Raw genomic sequence first — 21,888 nt, 5'->3', positions numbered from 1 at the left:
CGTCAGGCGCTCTTCTTGCTCTTCGACGACGGCGTCTTGGTGGCGGCCTTCTTCGTCGCGGGTTTCTTGGCCGCCTTGCGCGCGGTGGCCTTGGCCGGCGCGTCGCCCTTCTTCTCCAGGCTCTTTTTCAGCAGCGCCATGAAGTCGACCACGTTCGTCGTCGCGTCGTGCGCCGGGCCTTCCTCCTCTTCCACCGTCGTCGTCGCACCCTTCTGCTTCAAGCGCTTCTTGATCACGGCGGACAGGCGTTCCTTGAATTCGTCCTTGTACTGCTCCGGATCGAAATCGGCCGCCATCGACTCGAGCAGCGTCGTGGCCATCTCCAGTTCCTTGGGGCTGATCTTCCACTTCGCCACGCCGCCCTCGGGGATGTTGTATTCGGCGATGTCGACGATCTCCTGCGGAAAGCGCAGCAGGATCATCATCAGCGCGTCGTCCTGCGGCGTCACCATCGTCAGGTATTCCTTCGTGCGGATCACCACGCGGCCGATGCCGACCTTGCCGGTCTTCTTCAGCACTTCGCGCAGCAGCACGTAGCCCTTCTCGGCTTTCTTGCCGGGCACGAGGATGTAGGGCTTCTCCAGGTACGACGGCGCGATCTGCTCGCGATCGACGAACGCTTCCATCTCGATCACTTCCCGGTTCTCGCTCGCCGCGGCGGCAAGGTCCTCGGGTTCGAGCACCACGTAGTTGCCCTTCGAGTATTCGAAGGCCTTGACGATTTCCTTCCAGGGCACTTCTTCGCCGGTCTCGGCGTTGACGCGCTCGTACTTCACCGGCGCCTTGTTGCGCGCATCCATCATCCGGAAGTGCAGTTCGTTCCTGCGCTCGCCCGTCATCAGCTGGATCGGGATGTTCAGCAGGCCGAACGACAAAGTGCCGTTCCAGATGGGGCGGGCAGCCATGGCCGGGGCTCCGGGAGTGGGCCTTGCAGCGTCCCTCCGGCCGAGTTGTGGCCGCGTGAATGGCCGGTTTCAGGGCCAAGCCCTTGAATTCAGGCGCCTTGCTGCTTCCCCAACGACGCGACGAACGGTTGTTGCACTGCAACATCCCGAGGTCTATGCTGCACCGCACCATCAGGCATCCCGCCCGGTGGACCCCCGTGGAGTCTCCCTGCCATGTACCAGCAGTTCAACGAACAGTTCGCCGCCGCCTCGCGCCAGTTCGCCGACACCGCGGCGCAGATCAACCGCCTCGCGCTCGACAACGCCACCAAGGTCTTCGGCCTGCAGCTGGCCGCGATCGAAGCCGGCGCCACCGCCACGTTCGCGTTCCTCGGTGAAGTCGCCGAAGTCCGCACCCCCGACCAGTTCAAGACCGTCATGCCGAAGGGCCTGCAGGTCGTCCGCGAGACCGCCGAGCGCAACCTCGCCACCGGCCAGGAAGTCCTCGGCACCACGCTGAAGACCAACGAAGCCATCGGCCAGATCGCCAAGTCGCAGTTCGAAGCCGCCACCGCGCAGGCCAAGAGCAACGTCGAGACGGTCGTGCAGCAGGCGTCGAAGGCGAAGTAAGCCTTCCGCGGCAAGCACCGCAAAACAAAAACCCCGGCAGCGATGCCGGGGTTTTTTTGTGCGCGATGACGGAGGCGATCAGTCGTCTTCGTGGACGATCTTCGGCGCGACGTCCAGCTTGTCGCCCAGCATCCTGCGCACGATCGCGTAGAACACCGGGATGAACAGCAGGCCGAGGAACGTGGCGGCCAGCATGCCGCCGATGACGCCCGTGCCGATCGCATGCCGCGCGTTCGCGCCGGCGCCGGTGGAGATCGCCAGCGGCAGCACGCCCATGATGAAGGCGAGCGACGTCATGAGGATCGGGCGCAGTCGCAGCTTGGCGGCTTCGACCACCGCCTGGCCCAGCGGCTTGCCTTCCTTGCGTTCCTGGATCGCGAACTCGACGATCAGGATCGCGTTCTTCGCCGCCAGGCCGATCACCGTGATCAGGCCGATCTTGAAGTAGATGTCGTTGGGCAATCCGCGCGCCATCGACAACAACACCGCGCCCAGCACGCCCACCGGCACCACCAGCAGCACCGCGACGGGCACCGACCAGCTTTCGTACAACGCGGCCAGGCACAGGAACACGACGATGATCGACAGGATCATCAGCATCGTGGTCTGGCTGCCGGACAGGATTTCCTGGTGCGACTGCCCCGCCCAGTCGTATCCGAAGCCCGCGGGCAGGTCCTTCTCGACGATCGCCTGCATCGCGTTCATCGCCTCACCCGAGCTGTGCCCCGGCGCCTGCGAACCCACGATCTCCACCGCCGCGAACCCGTTGTAGCGCGTGAGCGAGGGCGAGGCGACTTCCCACTTCGCCTTCACCACGTTCGACAACGGGATCATCGTCGGCAGGCCGTCCGCATCCTTGGTGTTGGAGGGCGTGTAGTAATGCGCGAGCGATTCGGGCCCCGTTCGGAACGGACCATCGGCCTGCATGTTCACGCGCTTGACGCGCCCGCCCTGCACGAAGTCGTTGACGTAGATCGGCGCCAGCATCAACTGGATGGCGCTGTAGATGTCACCGACTTCCAGGCCCATCGCCTGCGCCTGCAAGCGATCGACATCGAGCTTCAACTGCGGCGAAGGCTCCAGCGTGTTCGGTCGCACGCCCACCAGCGCCTTGTTTTCGCCCGCCTTGCCGAGCAGCGTGCCCATCGCACCCATCAGCGCGTCGCGTCCCTGGCCGGTGCGGTCCTGCAGGTACATGTCGAAGCCGCCGAACTGGCCCAGGCCATTCACCGTCGGCAGGTTGGCCACGAAGATCTGCGCATCGCGGATCGGGAACAACGCACCGTTGGCGTTCTGGATGAACTCGGTCGCGGTGATCTTGCGCTGGTCCCACGGCTTGAGCTTGATGAAGGCCATGCCGACGTTCTCGCCCTGGCCGATGAAGCTGAAGCCGGACACCTGCATCATCCCGTCGAAGCCTTCCATCTTGTCGACCTTCGCGCGGATCTGTTCGAACACGGCGTTGGTACGACGCAGGGTGGCGCCCGGCGGCAGCTGCACGATGGCGAATGCGTAGCCCTGGTCTTCTTCCGGCAGGAAGCTGCCCGGCATCTTCCAGAACAGGAAGCCGCACCCGATCGCCAACGCCGCGAACACCGCCATCCAGCGCGGCGCATGCCGCACGGCGCTGCCGATGTGCCCGACGTAGATCGTGCTCATCTTCCCGTAGAACTTGTTGAAGGCGCGGAAGATCGGGTTGCGCGCTTCGTGGTGCGCCGAGGGCTTGAGCAGGCTGGCGCACAGGGCCGGCGTGAAGCCCAGCGCGAGGAACGCGGAGAACAACATCGCCATGGCGATGGTGAGCGCGAACTGCTTGTACACCGCGCCCGCGCTGCCCGCTTGCAGGGCGCTGGGGATGAACACCGCCGCCAGCACCAGCGTGATCGCGATGACCGCACCGGTGATCTGGTGCATCGCCTTGCGCGTGGCCTCCTTCGGCGACAAACCTTCCTCGGTCATGATGCGTTCGACGTTCTCGATCACCACGATCGCGTCATCGACCACGATGCCGATCGCCAGCACCATGCCGAACAGGCTGAGCTGGTTGATGGTGAAGCCGAGCACGTACATGCCCAGGAACGTGCCGAGCAGCGCGACGGGGATGACGAGCGTCGGGATGAGCGTGGCGCGCAGGTTCTGCAGGAACAGCAGCATCACCAGGAACACCAGCACCATCGCTTCGCCGAGCGTCTTGATCACCTCGTCGACCGAGATGCGCACGAAGTCCGATGTGTCGTAGGGCGCGAACCACTCCACGCCCTTCGGGAAGCTCGGCTGCAACTGCGCCATGCGCGCCTTGACCGCCGCCGCCACTTCCAGCGCGTTCTCGCCCGGGCCGAGCGACACCGCGAAACCCGCGGCCGGCTGACCGTTCCACTGCAGGTCGAAGCCGTGCGCGGAACCGGAGATCTCCACGCGCGCAACGTCGCGCAGGCGCACCGCGGCACCGCTGGCGTTGGCGCGCAGCAGGATGTTCTCGAACTCCTCGGGCTTGGTGAAACGCCCTTCGGCCGCGACCGACGCGGTGAACATCTGCGTTTCCGGCGACGGTTCGCCGCCCACCTGGCCCGCGGAGAACTGCACGTTCTGCGCGCGCACCGCGGACAGCACGTCGCTGGCCGACAGCCCGTACGCGTGCAGCTTGTCCGGGTTGAGCCAGATGTTCATCGAGTACTGGCCGCCGAACAGCTGCGTGCTGCCCACGCCCGGCACGCGCGCGACCTGGTCGAGCACGTTGGAGGCGAGCAAGTCGGACAGCTCGTCCTTCCCGATCGCCGGATCGCTGGACTTCAGCGCGATGACGAGCAGGAAGCCGCTGTTGGACTTCGACACCGTGACGCCCTGCTGCACCACGTCGCCGGGCAGGCGCGGCGTGGCCTGCGACACCTTGTTCTGCACCTGCATCTGCGCGATGTCGGGATCGGTGCCGGGCTTGAAGGTGAGGTTGAGCGAGGCGCTGCCATCGGAGCCCGACGACGCGCTGAAGTAATCCAGGTTGTCGATGCCGGTGAGCTGCTGCTCGATGATCTGCGTGACCGCGCGTTCGACGGTTTCCGCATTCGCGCCGGGATAGGCGGCGAACACGCCGACCTGCGGCGGGGCGATGTTCGGATACGACTCCACGCCGAGCCCGCGGATCGCGAGCACGCCGGAGATCACGATCATGATCGCGATGACCCAGGCGAAGACCGGGTGGTTGATGAAGTAACGGGACATGGCGGCTCAGCCCTGCTTGGCGGCGGGGGCGGCACCAGTGCCCGCGGGCTTCTCCGGCACGTACGGCACGGCCTTCGCCGGCGCACCCGGTTGCACGCGCTGCAATCCCGACACCACCACCTTGTCGCCCGGCGCCACGCCGGCGCTGACCACCCAGTCCGCGCCGTCCTGGCGTTCCGTCGTGACGTTCTTGCGCGCCACCTTGCCGTCGGCGCCCACGACCATCACGTACGGGCCGGTCACGTCGCGCTGCACGGCGAGTGCGGGCACGCGATACGCGCCGCGCTGTTCGCCCATCGTGGCGCGCACGGTGACGAACGTGCCCGGCAGCAGCATGTGGTCGGGATTCTTCACGCGTGCGCGGATCGCGATCGCGCCGGTGGACGGATCGACCACGTCACCGGAGAAATCGACCGCGCCCGCCTGCTTGTAGACGCTGCCGTCCGACAACAGGATCTGCACGCTGCGCTGGCCGCCGTCGCTGGCCTTGCGCACCTGGTCGAGTTCATCGACGCCGATGGAGAGGTTGACGTACATCTCGTCGATCTGGTCGACGGTGGTGAGCAGCGTGGCGTCGCCCTGCCCGACCAGCGCGCCTTCGGTGACCTGCTGCTTGCCGGCGCGGCCGCTGATCGGCGCGCGCACGGAGGCATATCCGAGGTTGATGCGCGCGGCATCCACCGCGGCCTTGCCCGACAGGCGCGCCGCGGACGCGGAACGTTCCGCGGCGAGCGCGTTGTCGAGGTCCGCCTGCGAGATGAACTTCTGCGGCGCCAGCGTGCGTGCGCGTTCCGCCGCGGCGTGCGCGTTGGCGTAGTTGGCGTTCGCGGTGGCGAGCGCGGCTTCGGCCTGGCCGAGCGCGGCCTGCAACGGCGCGGGATCGATCACGAACAACAACTGGCCCTTCGCCACGTCGCTGCCTTCTTCGTACGCGCGACGCTGGAGCACGCCCGGCACGCGCGCGCGCACATCGGCGCTGCGATACGCGGACAAGCGCCCGACGAGTTCCTTCACCAGTGGCACCGAGGCCGGTTGCACGGTGACGACGCCGACTTCCGGCGGCGGCATGGCACCACCGGGTCCGCCGGGACCTGCGTTGTTGCCTTCCTTGGAGCAGCCTGCGCCGAACGCGGCGATGCAGGCGAGCGTGAGCAGTGCGACATGGGGGGTGCGCATGCGGGTCCTCGAGGGATCGGTTGGAATTTTTGTACCGCGCAGTTTAGCCTCGCCCGCGTTCAGCGGACACCCTGCTGGAAGTCAGGTTGCTTCCGCGTCGTCGCAACGGTTGCGATTGAAACGGCTGCGATGTCGCATCGCGGCATTGGCGCCCTCGACGCAAGGATGCGAAGGAACCAAACGGCTCAGGTCGACGTCTCCGGCCAGCGCAGCAGCCTGGCCATGCGCGCGGGATCGGGCCCTGCCTCGAAGGGCAGCCGCCCCAGGCAAGGCGCACGCAGCCGCTCCGTCAGCAATGCGACGTTGTCGTCGGCGCGCGCCATGTCGGGATCGATGCCGGTCGCGATCCAGCCGGCGAAACGGCCGCCGTCCTCGGCGATCGCCCGCTGCGTGAGATACGCGTGGTTGAGGCAGCCGAGTCGCAGCCCGACCACCAGCACCACCGGCAGGTGCAGCGCGCGCACGAGATCGGCCTGGTGCAGTTGCGTGGACAGCGGCGCGGCCCAGCCGCCGACGCCTTCCACCACCACCACGTCCGCCTGCGCCTGCAGGCGCGCGTGCGCGGCGAGGATCGGCGCCAGCGTGACCGCCACGCCTGCATCGCGCGCGGCGAGTTCGGGCGCGAGTGGATGCGCCAGCGCGAACGGATTGACGTCGGCGTAGTCGGGGCGCGGATCGCTCGCGGCCTGCAACGCCAGCGCATCTTCGTTGTGCCATGCACCGTCGACGAGGTCGCATCCGCTCGCGACGGGCTTCATGCCGACCGCGCGCAATCCTTGCGCGCGCGCCACGTGCAGCAACGCGCACGACACCAGCGTCTTGCCGACGCCCGTGTCGGTGCCGGTGACGAAAAGGCCGCGCCGTGTCATGCGCGCGCCATGCGGTCGCGCCGCGCGCGATACGCCCAGAGCCCGAAGCCCATGATCGAGTACAGCCACATCGGCCCGCCGACGGTGAGGTTGTTGAGGAACCACGGCGGCGCCACGAGCAGGAACATGCTGAGTACCACGCTCGCCGCCGCGCTCGCGGTCATCAACGCATACGCGCCGATCTCGCTCTGCGTGCGGAAGCGCTCGCCTGCATCCAGCTCGAGGAAATCCGCGCGCCGCAGCGCGTGCGCATTGAGCCGCCACAGGATCCACGACAACGCCGCGAACCCCGCGCCGTACACCATGAAGGCCGTCTGCAGGTCGAGCATCCAGTGCGCGTGGTCGATGCCCAGCTCGCTCGGCACGAAGCCGTGCGTGAGCAGCGACAGGCCGCTCGACGTCACCATGCGCAACGGATACACGTACACCAGCACGACGAGGACGAACGACAGGCTCAGCACCGTCGACTTCGCATCCTCGAGCCCGAACCGCCGGCTCCACCGGTTGTGCGCCGTCCAGAACAACGCCAGCAACGCGAAGCACGCGGCGAACGTCGGCACGCGCCGCAGCGCCTCGCGCAATTCGGCGACCGTGTCGGGCAGTTCGTTGTAGAAGATCACCAGCAGCGTCAGCGAGAACGCGAAGGCCGCATCGACGAAGGTTTCGAGCCGCGTGACGCTCTGTCCGCGCAGGCGGAAGCCGTCTTCGACCGGCAGTGGCGACAAGTCCATGGACGCTCCCCTTGCATGCTGCGCGCGGGGGCATGGTAACGAGGTCCGAAGGACCCCGCTGCTACACTCCCGCGCATGTTCACGACCTCCACGCTGTCCGGCGACAAGCCGGCGCAATACGCCCAGCTGGCCGAACAGGCCGCCGCCCTGGTGTACGGCGAGCGCGACCGCATCGCCAACGCCGCCAACCTGTCCGCGCTGGTCTTCAACGCGCTGCCCGACCTCAACTGGGTGGGCTTCTATTTCTTCGACGGCACCGAGCTCGTGGTCGGCCCGTTCCAGGGCCTGCCCGCCTGCATCCGCATCCCGCTCGACAAGGGCGTGTGCGGCAAGGCGGCCACCACGCGCACCACGCAGCGCATCGACGACGTGCACGCCTTCCCGGGCCACATCGCCTGCGACTCGGCCTCGATGTCGGAACTGGTGGTGCCGCTCGTGAAGGACGGCGCGCTGGTCGGCGTGTTCGACATCGACAGTCCGGTTCCCGCGCGTTTCAGCGTTGAAGACCAGGCAGGGTTGGAAACAATCGCCCGTCTTTTCCTGGAGTCGATGGCGTGAGCACGGTCAAATTGCGGAACATCGGTCCCAAGAGCGCGGCGTGGCTGCGCCAGGTCGGCCTGCGTTCGCGCGAAGACCTCGAAGCCGTCGGCGCGGTGGATGCCTTCATGCGCGTCAAGCGCGCGGGCTTCAAGCCGAGCCTCAACCTGCTCTACGCGCTCGAAGGCGCGTTGCTCGACTGCCACTGGCAGGAAGTCCCCGAGGCGCGCCGCAGCGAGCTCGTGCAGGCCGCCGAAGCCGCCATCGCCCTGCTCCCGCCGCCGCGCAACCGCCCGGCCGCCTCGCCCGTCACGACCACGCAGGTCGCCGACAATCACATGGATTCGGCGCCCGCGTTCGAGCTGCTGGACGAACCGGTCGGCGACGCCGACTGACCCGCGGCGCCCGCGCGCCCCACGCTGCAGTACACTGCGCCCGCTTCGTGGTGACCCGACGGCTGTCGTCGAAGGGTTGAAACGGGAAGCCGGTGACGGATCGCACAGCGATCCCATTCCGGCGCTGCCCCCGCAACGGTAGGCACGCAAAGGCCCAGGCATCCGCCACTGTGCATCGCACGGGAAGGCGCCCGGGCCGGGACCGCCCCGCATCGATCGATGCACGGCGGTCCGGCGCGCAAGCCCGGAGACCGGCCACGGAGTCGACTGGTTGCGATGCGGAGGGCATCGCGGCGGCCACGCCGTCGCTGGTTTCGCTGTCCCCCGGCCCCGCGTATCCGCTTCGCTCCCTCCGTCCGCGACTTTCCTTGCTGACCCAAGGCGCGCGGGCGTGCGCGCCGGAGAGCTGAATCCATGTTCCGTACTTCCCTGGCCACTGCGATCGCGTTGGCCGTGTTCCTTCCCTCTTCCCCCGTGCATGCGCAGGACGCGAGCGACGCCGATGCGCTCGACCGCGTCGTCGTCACCGGCACGCGCACCGCGGTCACCGTCGATGATTCGCTCGCGCCGGTCGAAGTGATCGATCGCGCGGAGATCGAGCGCGCGCAGGCGCGTTCGCTCGCCGACCTGCTGCGCGGCCGCGCCGGCGTCAACCTCGTCAACCAGGGCGGCCTGGGCAAGCTCACGACGGTGTTCATGCGCGGCACCGAATCCGACCACACGCTGTTCCTCGTCGATGGCGTGCGCGTGGGCTCGTCGACGTCGGGCCTCACGTCGATCCAGGATTTGCCGGTCGAAATGATCGACCGCATCGAAATCGTGCGCGGCCCGCGTTCGAGCCTGTACGGCTCCGAGGCGATCGGCGGCGTCATCCAGGTGTTCACGCGCCATCCGCAGTCGGGCGTGCGCACGCGCTTCAAGCTCGGCGGCGGCAGCCACAACCTGCGCGAAGCGAGCGCGGGCCTGGACGTGGGCTTCGATCGCGCGTGGTTCGGCGCGGATTACGCGCACCAGTCCAGCGATGGCTTCCAGTCGTGCACGGGGGCGGTTTCGCCCGTGTTCGCGGGTTGCTTCATGGAAAACCCGGATCCGGACAACGACGGCTACGAAAACAATTCCGTCTCGCTGCGCGCCGGCATCAAGCCGGTCGATGCACTCACGCTGGACGCGAACGTGCTGCGCGCCGAAGGCCGCAACGAATACGACGCGGAACCTGCGTTCGGCTTGCCCGACCTGTCCAGGACGCTGCAGCAGGTCGTCGGCGGCAAGGCGAAGTACGAACTGGCGCGCAGCACGTGGACCTTGTCCGCCGGCCGCAACGTCGATCGCTCGGTGCAGTCGCGCGACAACGATCCGCTGGGCAGCTTCGAGAGCAAGCGCGACGGCGCGTCGCTGCAGGGTGACATCCGCGTGGCCGAGGGACACCTGGTCACCGCAGGCTTCGACTGGGCGCGCGATGCGGCGGTGATCCTGGATGCGTTCGATCCCTTCAGCAACGTGGTGCGGTCGCGCAACAACCGTGCGGTGTTCCTGCAATACCAAGGCGACCTGGGCCGAAACGACGTGCAGGCAAGCGTGCGCCACGACGACAACGAACAGTTCGGCGGGCATTCGACCGGCAGCCTCGCGTGGGGCATCGACCTGTCGCACGGCTTGCGCGTCTCCGCCAGCGCCGGCAACGCATTCAAGGCCCCGACCTTCAACGAGTTGTACTTCCCGTTCTACGGCAACCCGGACCTGTCGCCGGAAACCTCGGACAGCTTCGACATCGGCCTGGGGCAGCGCCACGACGCATGGCATTGGCAGCTCGATGCCTACCAGACGCGCATCGACGACCTGATCGTCTACGACAGCACCTTGTTCATGGCGAACAACCTCGAACAGGCGCGCATTCGCGGCGCCGAACTCACGGCCGGCACGACGCTGGGCGGCTGGGACATCACCGGCGCGGCGAGCTGGCTCGACCCGCGCAACCGCAGCCGGACCAACGACAGCGAGAACTACGACAAGCTCCTGCCGCGTCGTGCGCAGAAGACCGCGCGCCTGGACGTCGATCGCGCATTCGGTGATTGGCGCATCGGGGCCACGGTGATCGGCGAAGGCCGTCGCTTCGACGACGTCGCCAACACGCTCGAAGTCGCCGGCTTCTCCACGCTCGACCTGCGCGCCGAGTGGCGCGTGGCCGATGCCTGGACGCTGCAGGCGCGCGCGAGCAACGTGTTCGACCACGACTACGAGACGTCTGCGTATTACGCGCAGGCTGGTCGCGAATACGGGTTGACCTTGCGGTATTCGCCTGATTGAACAAGACCGTGGGCGCGGCAATAAGGCCGCGCCCACGGCCGTTCACGACGTGAGTCAGATTCACGTCAATCCGCCACTTGCGGTCTCCCCGACGGGCCGAACCCTCTTTGCGGCGCCGTCCAGTCGCATCGAGGGTAGCGTTCCGATACCGACGTTCACTGCCACCCGCTGACCGGCCCGCGCGCCGCGAGCCGTGCTCCTTTGCATGCGAGATCACTCGCACGCGAGGGCGCCATGTTCAAGGTCAACAATCTCATCGTCAGCCTGATCCCCGGCGCGAAGCTCGACATCAACGAGTGCGGCAATTGTTCGCCCGACACGCACTGCAACGGGTGTACGAACCAGTACAGCGATTGTCCCGGAGGCTGCAGCAACCAACGCTCCGACTTCAGCGAACACTGCCCGCCGCAGTTCGAGGATCCCGCCGAACTCGTGAAACTCGAAGCTCTCCTCGAGCAGGCGCTCGTTCGGGTTCGCGCGCGCCACCGTGAACGCGCCACCCTGCGGCCGCGTTCGCTCCAGGAATCCGATGCCCTCATCGAGCGGCTGCAGGCAACACTGAAGGAAGTCGACGCCCTCAAGCCCGTGCAGGCCGACAAGCCTGAGGTAACGGTGATTCCGCCCGCCGGCATGTTCCGCGTCCGCGATCTGTTGATCAGCGTCCTGAAACCTTTCGACACAGCCGCCGACTCGGGTTGCCCGGGCTGTACGTGCGTCGCGGGCTGCTCGGGGGCGACCGGTTGCACAAACGCGTCGACCAGGGAAGATTTCGATCCAATGGAAGAGCGCGAGCGCTTCGAGCTCCAGGCGTTGCTCGGCCACGTCACCATCGCCACCGGTGTGAATGGCGCGGCGCGCGCGCCGACCACGAGCGCGGAGATCACCGCGTTGCGAGCGGCGCTGCAGGATGCGATCGCCCGGCTTGAGCGCGTCCGTGCACTGTCAGGCGAACAGAAGCGTTGAATCTGCTGGACGCCACGTTCCGCACGAGCGCCGCCTTCGAACTCGTGCAGTTCGAGCGCATGGCGACGACCGAGCAGCGCACCCTCGCAGGGTTGCGCAATGATCCTGAGTGTTTCGGTGTCCTGAAGCCAGCGCGCGACGGCGAAGACATGAAGGCCGTCTGCCTGCGCACCGCACTGCTGTGGCTGTCGCTACGCACGCCCGGCGCGCTGCCGCGATGCCTGCTCGATCCGGACGAAGGTGTCGCCAACGCCGCAGTCGCACGCCTCGTGCTGGACCACATCATCGAGATCGAGACCGAGCGCGGGTTCGTTGGTGGTGCCGCGTGGTGTCCCATCGAACGCCCGGACGCAAATCTCGTCGGCGAAGGCGTCATCGGGCGCCTGTCGCTGGATGCGCTTCGATACGCGGCCGCGTTGCGCCTGCACGATCCGCTGGTGTTGTCCTCCCGCCTGTACGACTACTTCCGGCTGCCGCAGACGCCGGAGATCGTTTCGTCGCTCGGCGAGGCAGCCGAACGCGCGGGAATCTGGCGACTCGCGCCGCCGCTGGAGTGGTCCACGTCGACGACCGAATACTGGCGCTATTTCTCACGCCGAGGGGCCCCGCCCGCGCGCTGCAAAGCATATGTCAGCCCGATGCCGTCTGCTTTCGTCGAGGTCTTCGAACGATTGATGAAGGTGTTCGATGCGCTGCCGGTGTGTGGCTTCAAGATCGGGTCGGACACCGAGCAGCTACTTAGGCCCGACAAATGCGTGGTCTATCTCCCGGATCGAAAGGCGCTCGAGGAGTTGTGCGCCGCGTTGTCGCCGATCGTTGCAACGCTGCCTGCGCATGGCGTTCCCTTCACGGCGGCGCTGGAATCGCGTGGCGTTCTGTCCTGGGGAGCAGACCCACCCCGGGATGACGCGCGCCTTCCTTGGCAAGGTCCCAGCTGGCGTCGATGGATCACCGATCGTCTTGCCGTGACCTTGTGCGGTGGCGCCCGCCTGGCCGAATCGCCGCTGCAATTCGCGCTGGAGCGCCTGCGGCTCGAGGGCGTCGACACGACCACGTGGGCGCCCCTCGACCCGGGGGTCCATCCCGCTCATGCGTGAGTCGTTGGCCGAAGCGCTGGTCCTTCACCCCGACGTCCGGGTCACGCCGGTGTCCGCGCTCGACCCCAGCGTGCGCGACCAACTGGCCGAGGACGCACACAGCGTGCAGAGCCGAGTCCGGAGCCGCGCGACATCCCGAACGCTCGATGCGGCGGGCGCCGAACTGCTCAATGCGTTCGGCACCCCAACCACGGTGGCGGATGCCATTGTCGACTTCGCGCTGCGCCACGCGCTCGATCCGAGGCAAGTCCTGATGGAGGCCTATCCCCTGCTTCGGCAGTGCAGGCGAGAGGGGGTGCTGGTTGCCCCCGGAGAGTCCGGTGCCAACGCACTCGCTCCGACCCTGTCGCGCGGCGGTGCATTCGACGTGTTGCATTGCGTGCAGTCGCTGGAAGACGTTGAGGTTTATTGCACGGGATCGGACGGGGGCGGCACGGCAGCATTGAAGATCGCCCGTCCAGGCGTAGATCGGAATGCGGCATTCGACCGCGAGCGCGCAATGCTGGCGCATGCCGACGGCTGCTGCGTGCCGAGACTGATCGAAGCGGGCACTTGGGAGGGTCGCGACTTCCTGCGACTGGAATGGATCGAGGGCCGAGATCCGCTGCACTGGGCAAAGGAGGCCTCGCTGCCTGCGCGCGTCACCTTAGGCGTTGCGATCCTCCGCGCCTGCGCCGCGTTGCACGATCGAGACATCGTCCATGGCGACATTCATGCGGGCAACGTCCTGGTCGATGCTGATGGCATGGCGACCATTCTCGATTTCGGACTGGCGCGCGTGGTGTCGGCGCACGCCGGAACAGTCCCTCGCGGAGGAAATGCGCTCTATTTCGAACCGGAGTACGCGCAGGCCAAGCTAGCCGGTGCGCCGCCACCGGCCGCCACATTTCGTAGCGAACAATATGCCTTGGCCGTGCTCGTGTACCGTTTGCTCTTCGACAAATTCCCGATCGCGTTGTCGATCGACCAGCAGCGCGCCTGGGAGGAAATCGCGACGACGCCGCCGATCGGGGTGGGCTTGGGCGGGGTCGATTTTCGACGAGACGCCGATGCGATATTCGCGCGAGCACTGAACAAGGATCCGGCTGAGCGCTTCGACGACCTGCATGCATTCGCATGCGCGCTGGAAGGCTTGGCGACATGCGCGGGCGAATCGGCCCTGACCGATGCCGCCGTCACGGGGGACGACGAATCGCGTGCGTTCATCGACAGCATCCTGAAACGATACGACTGGGACAGTCCGCTGCTGGAAGGACCGTGGCCTCGCGACGCCACGGCCTCGGTAGCGTTTGGCGCCGCCGGGATTGCGCTGATGCACTTGCGCGTTGCGTTGCGTCGCGAAGATCCGCGCTTGTTGGCGCTCGCCGATGCGTGGGCGTGCCGGGCCGTGCGGGAATCGCATACGCCCACCGCCTTCGAAAGCGCGGACCTCGATCTCACGCAGCGCACGGTGGGCCTTGCATCGCCGCTACATGCGCATGGCGGTCCGCACACCGTCGCTGCGTACGTGGCGATCGCGCGACGGGATCGCAATGCACTCCGCGTGGCGATCGAAGCGTTCATCGCGTCCACCCACCAGCCGGCTCAGGGACTTGACGCTACCGTGGGGATTGCAAGTGTCCTTCTAGGCTGCGCGAATTTGCGCGAACAGCTCGTGCGCAACGCATTGCCCGTACCCACCACGCTAGATGGCCGAGGTGGCGAATTGCGTAGATCGCTCTGGCGCGCCCTGCGCGACGCGCTTCCCGGTGACTCCAAGGGACCTTCCTACTTCGGCATCGCACACGGTTGGGCGGGAATCCTTTACGCCACGCTCCGCTGGGATACGGCACAGGATCAATGTTCGCTCGCTGGCGTGCGCGAGGCGTGCGATGCATTGGCGGGCTACGCGCAGCCCTGGGGGCTAAACGCTTTGCGCTGGCCGCGGGGCGCCGGATCTGCGGAACGCTCGGCCTTCTGGACGGGCTGGTGTCATGGATCGGCTGGCTACGTGCACCTCTGGCTCGCCGCATGGCGCGCATTCGGCGATGAGGACTACAAGGCGCTGGCGCGCGGCGCGGCGCGCCATGCCGCTTCCGATCCGCATGCCGTCGGGCAGTTGTGCTGCGGGACGACCGGCCAAGCCTACGCGTTGCTGGACATGCACCGCAGCGAGCCGTCCGCGGAATGGCGCGATGCGGCGCGCGATCTTGCAAACCGTGCCATCGCAGCGTCCGGATCGGCAAAGTTGACGGCTCACAGCCTGTACAAGGGCGAGATCGGGACTGCGATCCTCGCCGCCGAACTGGACGACCCTTCCGGCGCCCATTTCCCCTTTTTCACCGCGTGAGCAAACGCGCTCGCGTCATTCCACCGTCACCGACTTGGCGAGGTTGCGCGGCTTGTCCACGTCCGTGCCGCGCGCGAGCGCCGCGTGGTACGCCAGCAACTGCACCGGGATCGCATGCACGATCGGCGAGAGCACGCCGACGTGGCGCGGGGTGCGGATCACGTGCACCGCTTCGGATTCGCCGAACTGGCTGTCGGCGTCGGCGAACACGAACATCTCGCCGCCGCGCGCGCGCACCTCCTGGATGTTCGACTTCACCTTTTCCAGCAGCTTGTCGTTCGGCGCGATCACCACCACCGGCATGTCGCTGTCCACCAGCGCGAGCGGGCCGTGCTTGAGTTCGCCCGCCGGATACGCCTCGGCGTGGATGTACGAGATTTCCTTGAGCTTGAGCGCACCCTCGAGCGCGATCGGATAGTGCATGCCGCGGCCGAGGAACAGCGCGTGCTGCTTGCCCGCGAATTTCTCGGCCCACGCCACGATCTGCGGTTCCAGGTTCAGCGCGTGCTGCACGCTGCCCGGCAACTGGCGCAGACATTCGAGATGCCCCTGCTCCAGTTCGGCATCCATCGCGCCGCGCAGCTTGGCGAGCGTGCAGGTCAGCGTGAACAACGCGACGAGCTGCGTGGTGAAGGCCTTGGTCGAGGCCACGCCGATTTCCGCACCGGCGCGCGTGTAGTACACCAGCTTGCTGGCGCGCGGGATGGCGCTCTCGGGCACGTTGCAGATCGACAGCGTGCGTTCGTGGCCCAGCGACTTGGCGTACTTCAGCGCTTCCATCGTGTCGAGCGTTTCGCCCGACTGCGAGATGGTGACGACCAGCTGCTTCGGGTTGGCGACGACCTGGCGATAGCGATACTCGCTGGCGATGTCGACCGCGCACGGGATGCCGACGATCGATTCGATCCAGTAACGCGCCACCAGCCCGGCGTAGTAGCTCGTGCCGCACGCGAGGATCTGCACGGCTTCCACGTCGCGCATCAACGCATCGGCGCCGTCGCCGAACAGCGAGGCCGAGAAACCGTTGTTGTCGATCACCGCTTCGATGGTGTCGGCCACGGCGCGGGGCTGCTCGTGGATTTCCTTCTGCATGAAGTGGCGGTACGGGCCGAGTTCCAGCGAGGCCAGCGACACGTCGGAGACGTGCACTTCGCGCTCGATCGGCTGGCCGTCGGCGTCGAACACGCGCACGCTGTCGCGCGTGAGTTCGGCGGTGTCGCCTTCTTCCAGGAAGATTACCCGGCGCGTGGACGTCACGATGGCCGAGACGTCGGACGCGACGAAGTTCTCGCCGTCGCCCAGGCCCACCAGCAGCGGGCAGCCCATGCGCGCGGCGACCATGCGGTCGGGATCGCGCTTGTCGATCACCGCGATCGCGTACGCGCCGTGCAGTTCGCGCACGGCCTTCTGCAGCGCGCCCAGCAGGTTTTCGCCCTGCGCGCGGTAGTAGTGGATCAGGTGCGCGATGACTTCGGTATCGGTCTGCGATTCGAACTCGTACCCGAGCGCGCGCAGGCGATCGCGCTGCTGCTCGTGGTTCTCGATGATGCCGTTGTGCACCAGCGCCAGTTCGTTGTGGCTCACGTGCGGGTGCGCGTTGCCTTCGGTGACGCCGCCGTGCGTGGCCCAGCGCGTGTGGCCGATGCCCAGGCGCGAGGCGAAGTGTTCGGCCTGCGCGGCCGCTTCCATTTCCGACACGCGCCCGGTGCGGCGCACGCGACGCACGTCGTGCGAGTTGGCGTCGACCACGGCGATGCCGGCCGAGTCATAGCCGCGGTATTCCAGCCGCTTGAGCCCTTCGATCAGGACCGGGACCACATCGCGATTCGCGATCGCACCAACGATGCCGCACATGTAGGGGGACACTCCTGGAAGTCGTTCGTAGTTTACGGGGCCCGCGACGCGCCAAGCTCTGCAGGCACTGTCCGCCGTCCGCCGTCGTGTCCGCGTGGACACCCGGACAGATGCGGACGTGCCCTTGCAAATCAAGGCCTTGCAGCTGGCACGAACCGTGCTTCCTTGTGGGTAGTGCCCTTTGCGAGCCCGACCCGCCCCATGAGCATCCGCGACACCTCCGGACAGGATCGTCCCCTCTCCCCGCCCCCCGCGTCGTCGTCCACCGGCCGCCGCCTGCCGCCGCTGAAGAAGTCGTGGCTCATCGGCGGCGCCGCCGGCGTCGGCCTGCTGCTGATGATCGGCTGGGTCGCCACCGGCTGGAGCGCCGGCAACCGCTCGGTCGATTCGTCACGCGTGCGCATCGCGGAAGTCACGCGCGGCGACCTCGTGCGCGACATCTCCGCCGACGGTCGCGTCATCGCCGCCAACAGCCCGGTGCTGTACGCGATCGCGGGCGGCACGGTCACGCTGAAAGTCGTTGCCGGCGACAAGGTCACCAAGGACCAGCCGCTCGCCGAGATCGACAGCCCCGAATTGCGGAGCCAGCTCGCGCAGGAAGAAGCCACGCTCGCCAGCCTGGAAGCCGAAGCCAGCCGCGCCGGCCTGGATGCGGAACTCGCGCGCGCCAACGCCCGCAAGCTGCTCGACCAGGCCAACATCGATCGCCAGGCCGCGGTGCGCGACCTCGAGCGCAACCAGAAGGCCTACGAAGGCGGCGCCGTCGCGCAGGTCGACGTGGCGCGCGCGCAGGACTCGCTGAAGAAGGCCGACATCGGCCTGTCGCATGCGAAGAGCGATCTCTCGCTGACGGGCCAGGGCGCGGGCCTGGATACGCGCAACAAGAAGCTGCTCGCCGATCGCCAGCGCGCGGTCGTGGTGGAACTGCAGCGCCAGGTCGCGCGCCTCACGCTGCGTGCGCCGTTCGATGGCCAGGTGGGCCAGGTGCAGGTGGCGCAGCGCGCCAACGTCGCGCAGAACGCGCCGGTGCTGAGCGTCGTCGACCTGTCCGAGTTCGAAGTCGAGATCAAGGTGCCGGAAAGCTTCGCGCGCGACCTCGGCATCGGCATGCCCGCGCAGATCCGCAACGCGGGCGGCGATCCGTTCGCCGCGCAGGTAGCCGCCGTGTCGCCGGAAGTCGTGAATGGCGAAGTCACTGCGCGCCTGCGCTTCGCCGGCAAGCAGCCGCCGGGCCTGCGCCAGAACCAGCGCCTGTCCGCGCGCATCGTGATGGACACGCGCAAGAACGTGCTGCAGGTCGAACGCGGTCCGTTCGTCGACGAAGGCGGCGGCCGCAGCGCATGGGTCATGGACGGCGACACCGCCATCAAGCGTCCGGTGCGCGTCGGCACCAGCAGCCTGAGCGCGGTGGAACTGCTCGACGGCGTCAAGGAAGGCGACCGCATCGTGGTCTCCGGCAGCGACCAGTTCGGCGACGCGGAACGCATCTCCATCCACTAACGACGCAACGTTTTTCCTCCCCCAAGCATCCCGATCCCCGCTTCCACCAAATCCGAATCCGTCAGAAGGAACACCGTCATGCTCGACATGCGCCAGGTCACCAAGGTCTACCGCACCGAACTCGTCGAAACCCACGCGCTGCGTTCGCTCGACCTGCATGTGCGCGAAGGCGAGTTCGTCGCCGTCACCGGCCCCTCGGGCTCGGGCAAGACGACGTTCCTCAACATCGCCGGCCTGCTGGAATCCTTCACCGGCGGCGAATACCACCTGGATGGCGAAGACGTGAGCGGCCTGTCGGACGACGCGCGCTCCAAGCTGCGCAACCAGAAGATCGGCTTCATCTTCCAGAGCTTCAACCTCATCCCCGACCTCAACCTGTTCGACAACGTCGACGTCCCGCTGCGCTACCGCGGCATGAACGCCGCCGAGCGCAAGAAGCGCATCGAAGATGCGCTGGGCCGCGTGGGCCTGGGGTCGCGCATGAAGCACTTCCCCGCCGAACTCTCGGGCGGCCAGCAGCAGCGCGCGGCCATCGCGCGTGCGCTCGCCGGCACGCCGCGCCTGCTGCTCGCCGACGAACCCACGGGCAACCTGGATTCGCAGATGGCGCGCGGCGTGCTCGAGCTGCTCGAGGAAATCAACGCCGCCGGCACCACGATCGTGATGGTCACGCACGATCCGGAACTGGCCGCGCGCGCGCAGCGCAACGTGCACATCGTCGACGGCATGGCCACCGACCTGTCGGTCGAACCGAGCCTGATCCGCGTGGCCGCGGCCTCGCTCGCCGAATCCTGAGGAGGCAACGCCATGTTCGCCTACTACTTCGACCTCGCGTTGCGCAGTTTCCGGCGCAATCGCGTGCTCACCGCGCTGATGGTGCTGGCGATCGCGCTGGGCATCGGCGCCAGCATGACCACGCTCACCGTCTTCCACGTGCTGTCGGGCGATCCGATCCCGCAGAAGAGCGCGAAGCTCTTCATCCCGCAGCTGGATCCGCAAAGCATGGACGGCTACACCCCGGGCGAGGAACCCGACGACCAGGTGACGCGCTACGACGCCGAACAGCTGCTGCGCGAAGCCAAGGGCGATCGCCAGGCGCTGATGACCGGCGGCGGCGTGGCCGTGCAACCCGAGCGCGCGGGCCTGGAACCCTTCGCGCTCGATGCGCGCTACACCTCGGCGGACTTCTTCCCGATGTTCGAGCCGCCCTTCCTCGCCGGCAGCGGCTGGAACAAGGCGCAGGACGACGCGCACGACCGCGTGGCGGTGATCACGCGCAAGCTCGCCGAAAAGCTGTACGGCACCGTGCAGGCGGTTGGCAAGACCCTGCGCATGGACGGCACCGACTTCCGCGTCGTCGGCGTGATGGAGGACTTCCGCCCGAAGCCGAAGTTCTACGACCTCAACTCCGATCGCTACGGCGAAGCCGAACAGATCTACCTGCCCTTCACCACGTCGCGCGACCTCAAGATGGGCCGCAACGGTTCGATGGACTGCTGGGACGACCACAAGGATGGCGAGGACGATCCGGAAGGCGAAACCGGCGTCAACGCACCGTGCACCTGGATGCAGTACTGGGTGCAGCTGGACACGCCGGAAAAGGCCGAGGCGTACAAGCGCTACCTCACCAACTATTCCGACAACCAGCACGCCGCGGGCCGCTACGCGCGTCCGACCAACGTGCGCCTGCGCAACGTGATGGAGTGGCTGGACTTCAGGAATGTCGTCCCGAGCGACGTGCGCCTGCAGGTGTGGCTCGCCTTCGGCTTCCTTGCGGTGTGCCTGCTCAACACGGTCGGCCTGCTGCTCGCCAAGTTCCTGCGTCGCTCCGGTGAAATCGGCGTGCGTCGCGCGCTCGGTGCCTCGCGCCGCGCGATCTTCGCGCAGTGCCTGGTGGAAGCCGGCACGGTCGGTCTTGCCGGCGGCGTGCTGGGCCTGGGCCTTGCGATGCTCGGCCTGTGGGCCGTGCGCCAGCAGCCGGTCGGTTACGCGGACCTCGCGCACCTGGATCCGACCATGTTCCTCGCTACGTTCGCGCTGGCCGTCATCGCCAGCGTGCTCGCCGGGCTCGTGCCCGCCTGGCATGCGTGCCAGGTGACGCCCGCCGTCCAACTCAAGTCGCAGTAAGGGAGCCCGCCATGGAACTCCGCCCCATCCTTTCCACGCTCCGCCGGCACAAGACCGCGGCCTCCCTCATCGTGCTGGAGATCGCCCTGAGCTGCGCGATCATCTGCAACGCGTTGTTCCTGATCAGCCAACGCCTGGAGGCGATCAACCGCACCAGCGGCTTCGACGAGACGCACATCGTGCGCGTGCAGGCCGGTGGCATCGGCACGAACGACAACGCCGGCGCGCTCACGCAGAGCGACCTGGCGGCCCTGCGCGCGCTGCCCGGCGTCAAGGACGCCACGGTGACCAACCAGGTGCCCTTCAACAACAGTTCCTGGAACAGCAGCGTCAACCTGACGAAGGAACAGACGCACCAGAACCTCAACGCCACCGTCTACATGGGCGACGTGCAGTTCGTCGGCACGATGGGCCTGAAGATCGTCGCCGGCCGCAACTTCACGCCCGAAGACGTCGTGACGTGGGAGGACATGGACAAGCCGAACAGCAAGGTCCAGCCGCACGTGGCGATCCTGACGCGCGCGACGGCCGACAAGCTGTGGCCCGGCGAAAACCCGATCGGCAAGCAGTACTACAGCTGGGGCGACGAACCCACGCGCGTGGTCGGGATCATCGAGCACATGGTGCGCCCCAACAACAACGGCGGTTTCGGCGAGTTCGAATACGCGCAGCTGTTGCCGGTGCGCGTGCCCTACACGGTCGGCGGCAACTACGTGCTCCGCGTGGACGATCCGGGCCAGCGCCAGGCCACGCTCGCCGCGGCGGAAAAGACGTTGCTCGGCAACGCCAACAACCGCCTGGTCACCGAGAAGCAGACGATGGAAGAGATGCGTTCCGATTTCTTCCGCGGCGATCGTTCGATGGCGTGGATGCTGTCGGCGGTGATCGTGGCGCTGCTGATCGTCACCGCGCTCGGCATCGTGGGCCTGGCCAGCTTCTGGGTGCAGCAGCGCACGCGGCAGATCGGCGTGCGGCGCGCGCTGGGCGCGACGAAGGGCCAGATCCTGCGCTACTTCCAGACCGAGAACTTCCTGCTCGCCACGCTCGGCATCGTGCTCGGCATGGTCCTGGCCTTCGGCATCAACCAGATGCTGATGGGCAAGTACGAACTGCCGCGCCTGCCGATCCTGTACCTGCCGATCGGCGCGGTGGTGCTGTGGCTGCTGGGCCAGGTGTCGGTGTTCGGTCCCGCGCGGCGCGCCGCCGCGGTGCCGCCGGCCGTGGCCACGCGTTCCGTCTGACACACCTCCCCCACGGGGTGTCTCCTGCGCCGCCT

General features: G+C 67.3%; 17 protein-coding genes and 1 riboswitch. Of the genes, 11 read left to right on the top strand and 6 right to left on the bottom strand.

Going from position 1 to position 21,888, the window contains the following annotated elements:
• Positions 1–2 precede the first annotated feature (2 nt).
• Positions 3–905 (bottom strand): non-homologous end joining protein Ku, encoded by a 903-nt coding sequence (gene ku / locus LYSHEL_RS08160; protein ID WP_213433373.1) that lies wholly within the window; start codon positions 903–905, stop codon positions 3–5.
• A gap of 213 nt (positions 906–1,118) precedes the next feature.
• Here ku and LYSHEL_RS08155 point away from each other — a divergent pair, with 213 nt between their 5' ends.
• A complete protein-coding gene (locus tag LYSHEL_RS08155; protein WP_213433371.1) occupies positions 1,119–1,514 on the top strand; it encodes a phasin family protein in 396 nt (131 codons plus the stop codon).
• 78 nt (positions 1,515–1,592) lie between these two features.
• Here LYSHEL_RS08155 and LYSHEL_RS08150 read toward each other — a convergent pair whose 3' ends face one another.
• The 4 genes from LYSHEL_RS08150 to LYSHEL_RS08135 all read right to left on the bottom strand — a co-directional run bounded on the left by LYSHEL_RS08150 (position 1,593) and on the right by LYSHEL_RS08135 (position 7,506).
• Positions 1,593–4,730, bottom strand: a complete 3,138-nt coding sequence (locus tag LYSHEL_RS08150; protein ID WP_213433370.1) for a multidrug efflux RND transporter permease subunit — start codon at positions 4,728–4,730, stop codon at positions 1,593–1,595.
• Between the two features lie 6 nt (positions 4,731–4,736).
• On the bottom strand, positions 4,737–5,906 hold the full coding sequence (locus tag LYSHEL_RS08145; RefSeq protein ID WP_213433369.1) for an efflux RND transporter periplasmic adaptor subunit: 1,170 nt from the start codon (positions 5,904–5,906) through the stop codon (positions 4,737–4,739).
• Positions 5,907–6,091: 185 nt separating this feature from the next.
• Positions 6,092–6,775, bottom strand: a complete 684-nt coding sequence (bioD, locus tag LYSHEL_RS08140) for a dethiobiotin synthase (protein WP_213433368.1) — start codon at positions 6,773–6,775, stop codon at positions 6,092–6,094.
• On the bottom strand, positions 6,772–7,506 hold the full coding sequence (locus LYSHEL_RS08135; protein WP_213433367.1) for a TMEM175 family protein: 735 nt from the start codon (positions 7,504–7,506) through the stop codon (positions 6,772–6,774). The genes bioD and LYSHEL_RS08135 overlap by 4 nt, the downstream gene beginning before the upstream one ends.
• Positions 7,507–7,581: 75 nt before the next feature.
• On the opposite strand from LYSHEL_RS08135, the gene LYSHEL_RS08130 reads away from it, so the two are divergent.
• The 6 genes from LYSHEL_RS08130 (at position 7,582) to LYSHEL_RS08105 (ending at position 15,131) form a co-directional block, all read left to right on the top strand.
• On the top strand, positions 7,582–8,064 hold the full coding sequence (locus LYSHEL_RS08130; RefSeq protein WP_213433366.1) for a GAF domain-containing protein: 483 nt from the start codon (positions 7,582–7,584) through the stop codon (positions 8,062–8,064).
• Positions 8,061–8,438, top strand: a complete 378-nt coding sequence (locus LYSHEL_RS08125; protein WP_213433364.1) for a TfoX/Sxy family protein — start codon at positions 8,061–8,063, stop codon at positions 8,436–8,438. Before LYSHEL_RS08130 ends, LYSHEL_RS08125 begins: the two co-directional genes overlap by 4 nt.
• A 31-nt stretch (positions 8,439–8,469) precedes the next feature.
• A riboswitch (cobalamin riboswitch) is annotated at positions 8,470–8,712 on the top strand.
• A 140-nt stretch (positions 8,713–8,852) separates the two neighbouring features.
• A complete protein-coding gene (gene btuB, locus LYSHEL_RS08120; protein WP_213433362.1) occupies positions 8,853–10,742 on the top strand; it encodes a TonB-dependent vitamin B12 receptor in 1,890 nt (629 codons plus the stop codon).
• Positions 10,743–10,976: 234 nt separating this feature from the next.
• Positions 10,977–11,705: a hypothetical protein gene (locus LYSHEL_RS08115; protein WP_213433360.1), complete on the top strand. Its 729-nt coding sequence runs from the start codon at positions 10,977–10,979 to the stop codon at positions 11,703–11,705.
• Positions 11,706–11,764: 59 nt separating this feature from the next.
• Entirely contained in the window at positions 11,765–12,802 is a 1,038-nt protein-coding gene (locus tag LYSHEL_RS08110; protein ID WP_213433358.1) for a hypothetical protein, read from the top strand.
• Between the two features lie 4 nt (positions 12,803–12,806).
• Positions 12,807–15,131, top strand: a complete 2,325-nt coding sequence (locus LYSHEL_RS08105) for a lanthionine synthetase LanC family protein (RefSeq protein WP_213433356.1) — start codon at positions 12,807–12,809, stop codon at positions 15,129–15,131.
• Positions 15,132–15,146: 15 nt separating this feature from the next.
• On the opposite strand, the gene glmS is transcribed toward LYSHEL_RS08105, so the two are convergent.
• On the bottom strand, positions 15,147–16,985 hold the full coding sequence (gene glmS / locus LYSHEL_RS08100; protein WP_213433354.1) for a glutamine--fructose-6-phosphate transaminase (isomerizing): 1,839 nt from the start codon (positions 16,983–16,985) through the stop codon (positions 15,147–15,149).
• A gap of 201 nt (positions 16,986–17,186) precedes the next feature.
• On the opposite strand from glmS, the gene LYSHEL_RS08095 reads away from it, so the two are divergent.
• The 4 genes from LYSHEL_RS08095 (at position 17,187) to LYSHEL_RS08080 (ending at position 21,853) form a co-directional block, all read left to right on the top strand.
• On the top strand, positions 17,187–18,485 hold the full coding sequence (locus LYSHEL_RS08095; protein ID WP_213433352.1) for an efflux RND transporter periplasmic adaptor subunit: 1,299 nt from the start codon (positions 17,187–17,189) through the stop codon (positions 18,483–18,485).
• A gap of 78 nt (positions 18,486–18,563) precedes the next feature.
• The gene (locus tag LYSHEL_RS08090; protein ID WP_213433350.1) at positions 18,564–19,280 is read left to right on the top strand and encodes an ABC transporter ATP-binding protein; all 717 of its coding nucleotides are present in this window, start codon (positions 18,564–18,566) and stop codon (positions 19,278–19,280) included.
• A gap of 12 nt (positions 19,281–19,292) precedes the next feature.
• Entirely contained in the window at positions 19,293–20,612 is a 1,320-nt protein-coding gene (locus LYSHEL_RS08085) for an ABC transporter permease (RefSeq protein WP_213433348.1), read from the top strand.
• A gap of 11 nt (positions 20,613–20,623) precedes the next feature.
• Positions 20,624–21,853, top strand: coding sequence for an ABC transporter permease (locus LYSHEL_RS08080; protein ID WP_213433346.1), 1,230 nt, complete (start codon positions 20,624–20,626; stop codon positions 21,851–21,853).
• Positions 21,854–21,888: the final 35 nt, after the last annotated feature.

The organism is Lysobacter helvus (assembly GCF_018406645.1).
Lineage (GTDB): Bacteria > Pseudomonadota > Gammaproteobacteria > Xanthomonadales > Xanthomonadaceae > Noviluteimonas > Noviluteimonas caseinilytica.
This window is presented reverse-complemented; position numbering and strand designations above follow the sequence as displayed.

Coding starts and splice junctions, on each gene's coding strand:
- ku (WP_213433373.1), bottom strand. CDS start 905: ATGGCTGCCCGCCCCATCTGGAACGGCACTTTGTCGTTCGGCCTGCTG.
- LYSHEL_RS08155 (WP_213433371.1), top strand. CDS start 1,119: ATGTACCAGCAGTTCAACGAACAGTTCGCCGCCGCCTCGCGCCAGTTC.
- LYSHEL_RS08150 (WP_213433370.1), bottom strand. CDS start 4,730: ATGTCCCGTTACTTCATCAACCACCCGGTCTTCGCCTGGGTCATCGCG.
- LYSHEL_RS08145 (WP_213433369.1), bottom strand. CDS start 5,906: ATGCGCACCCCCCATGTCGCACTGCTCACGCTCGCCTGCATCGCCGCG.
- bioD (WP_213433368.1), bottom strand. CDS start 6,775: ATGACACGGCGCGGCCTTTTCGTCACCGGCACCGACACGGGCGTCGGC.
- LYSHEL_RS08135 (WP_213433367.1), bottom strand. CDS start 7,506: ATGGACTTGTCGCCACTGCCGGTCGAAGACGGCTTCCGCCTGCGCGGA.
- LYSHEL_RS08130 (WP_213433366.1), top strand. CDS start 7,582: ATGTTCACGACCTCCACGCTGTCCGGCGACAAGCCGGCGCAATACGCC.
- btuB (WP_213433362.1), top strand. CDS start 8,853: ATGTTCCGTACTTCCCTGGCCACTGCGATCGCGTTGGCCGTGTTCCTT.
- LYSHEL_RS08115 (WP_213433360.1), top strand. CDS start 10,977: ATGTTCAAGGTCAACAATCTCATCGTCAGCCTGATCCCCGGCGCGAAG.
- LYSHEL_RS08110 (WP_213433358.1), top strand. CDS start 11,765: ATGGCGACGACCGAGCAGCGCACCCTCGCAGGGTTGCGCAATGATCCT.
- glmS (WP_213433354.1), bottom strand. CDS start 16,985: ATGTGCGGCATCGTTGGTGCGATCGCGAATCGCGATGTGGTCCCGGTC.
- LYSHEL_RS08095 (WP_213433352.1), top strand. CDS start 17,187: ATGAGCATCCGCGACACCTCCGGACAGGATCGTCCCCTCTCCCCGCCC.
- LYSHEL_RS08090 (WP_213433350.1), top strand. CDS start 18,564: ATGCTCGACATGCGCCAGGTCACCAAGGTCTACCGCACCGAACTCGTC.
- LYSHEL_RS08085 (WP_213433348.1), top strand. CDS start 19,293: ATGTTCGCCTACTACTTCGACCTCGCGTTGCGCAGTTTCCGGCGCAAT.
- LYSHEL_RS08080 (WP_213433346.1), top strand. CDS start 20,624: ATGGAACTCCGCCCCATCCTTTCCACGCTCCGCCGGCACAAGACCGCG.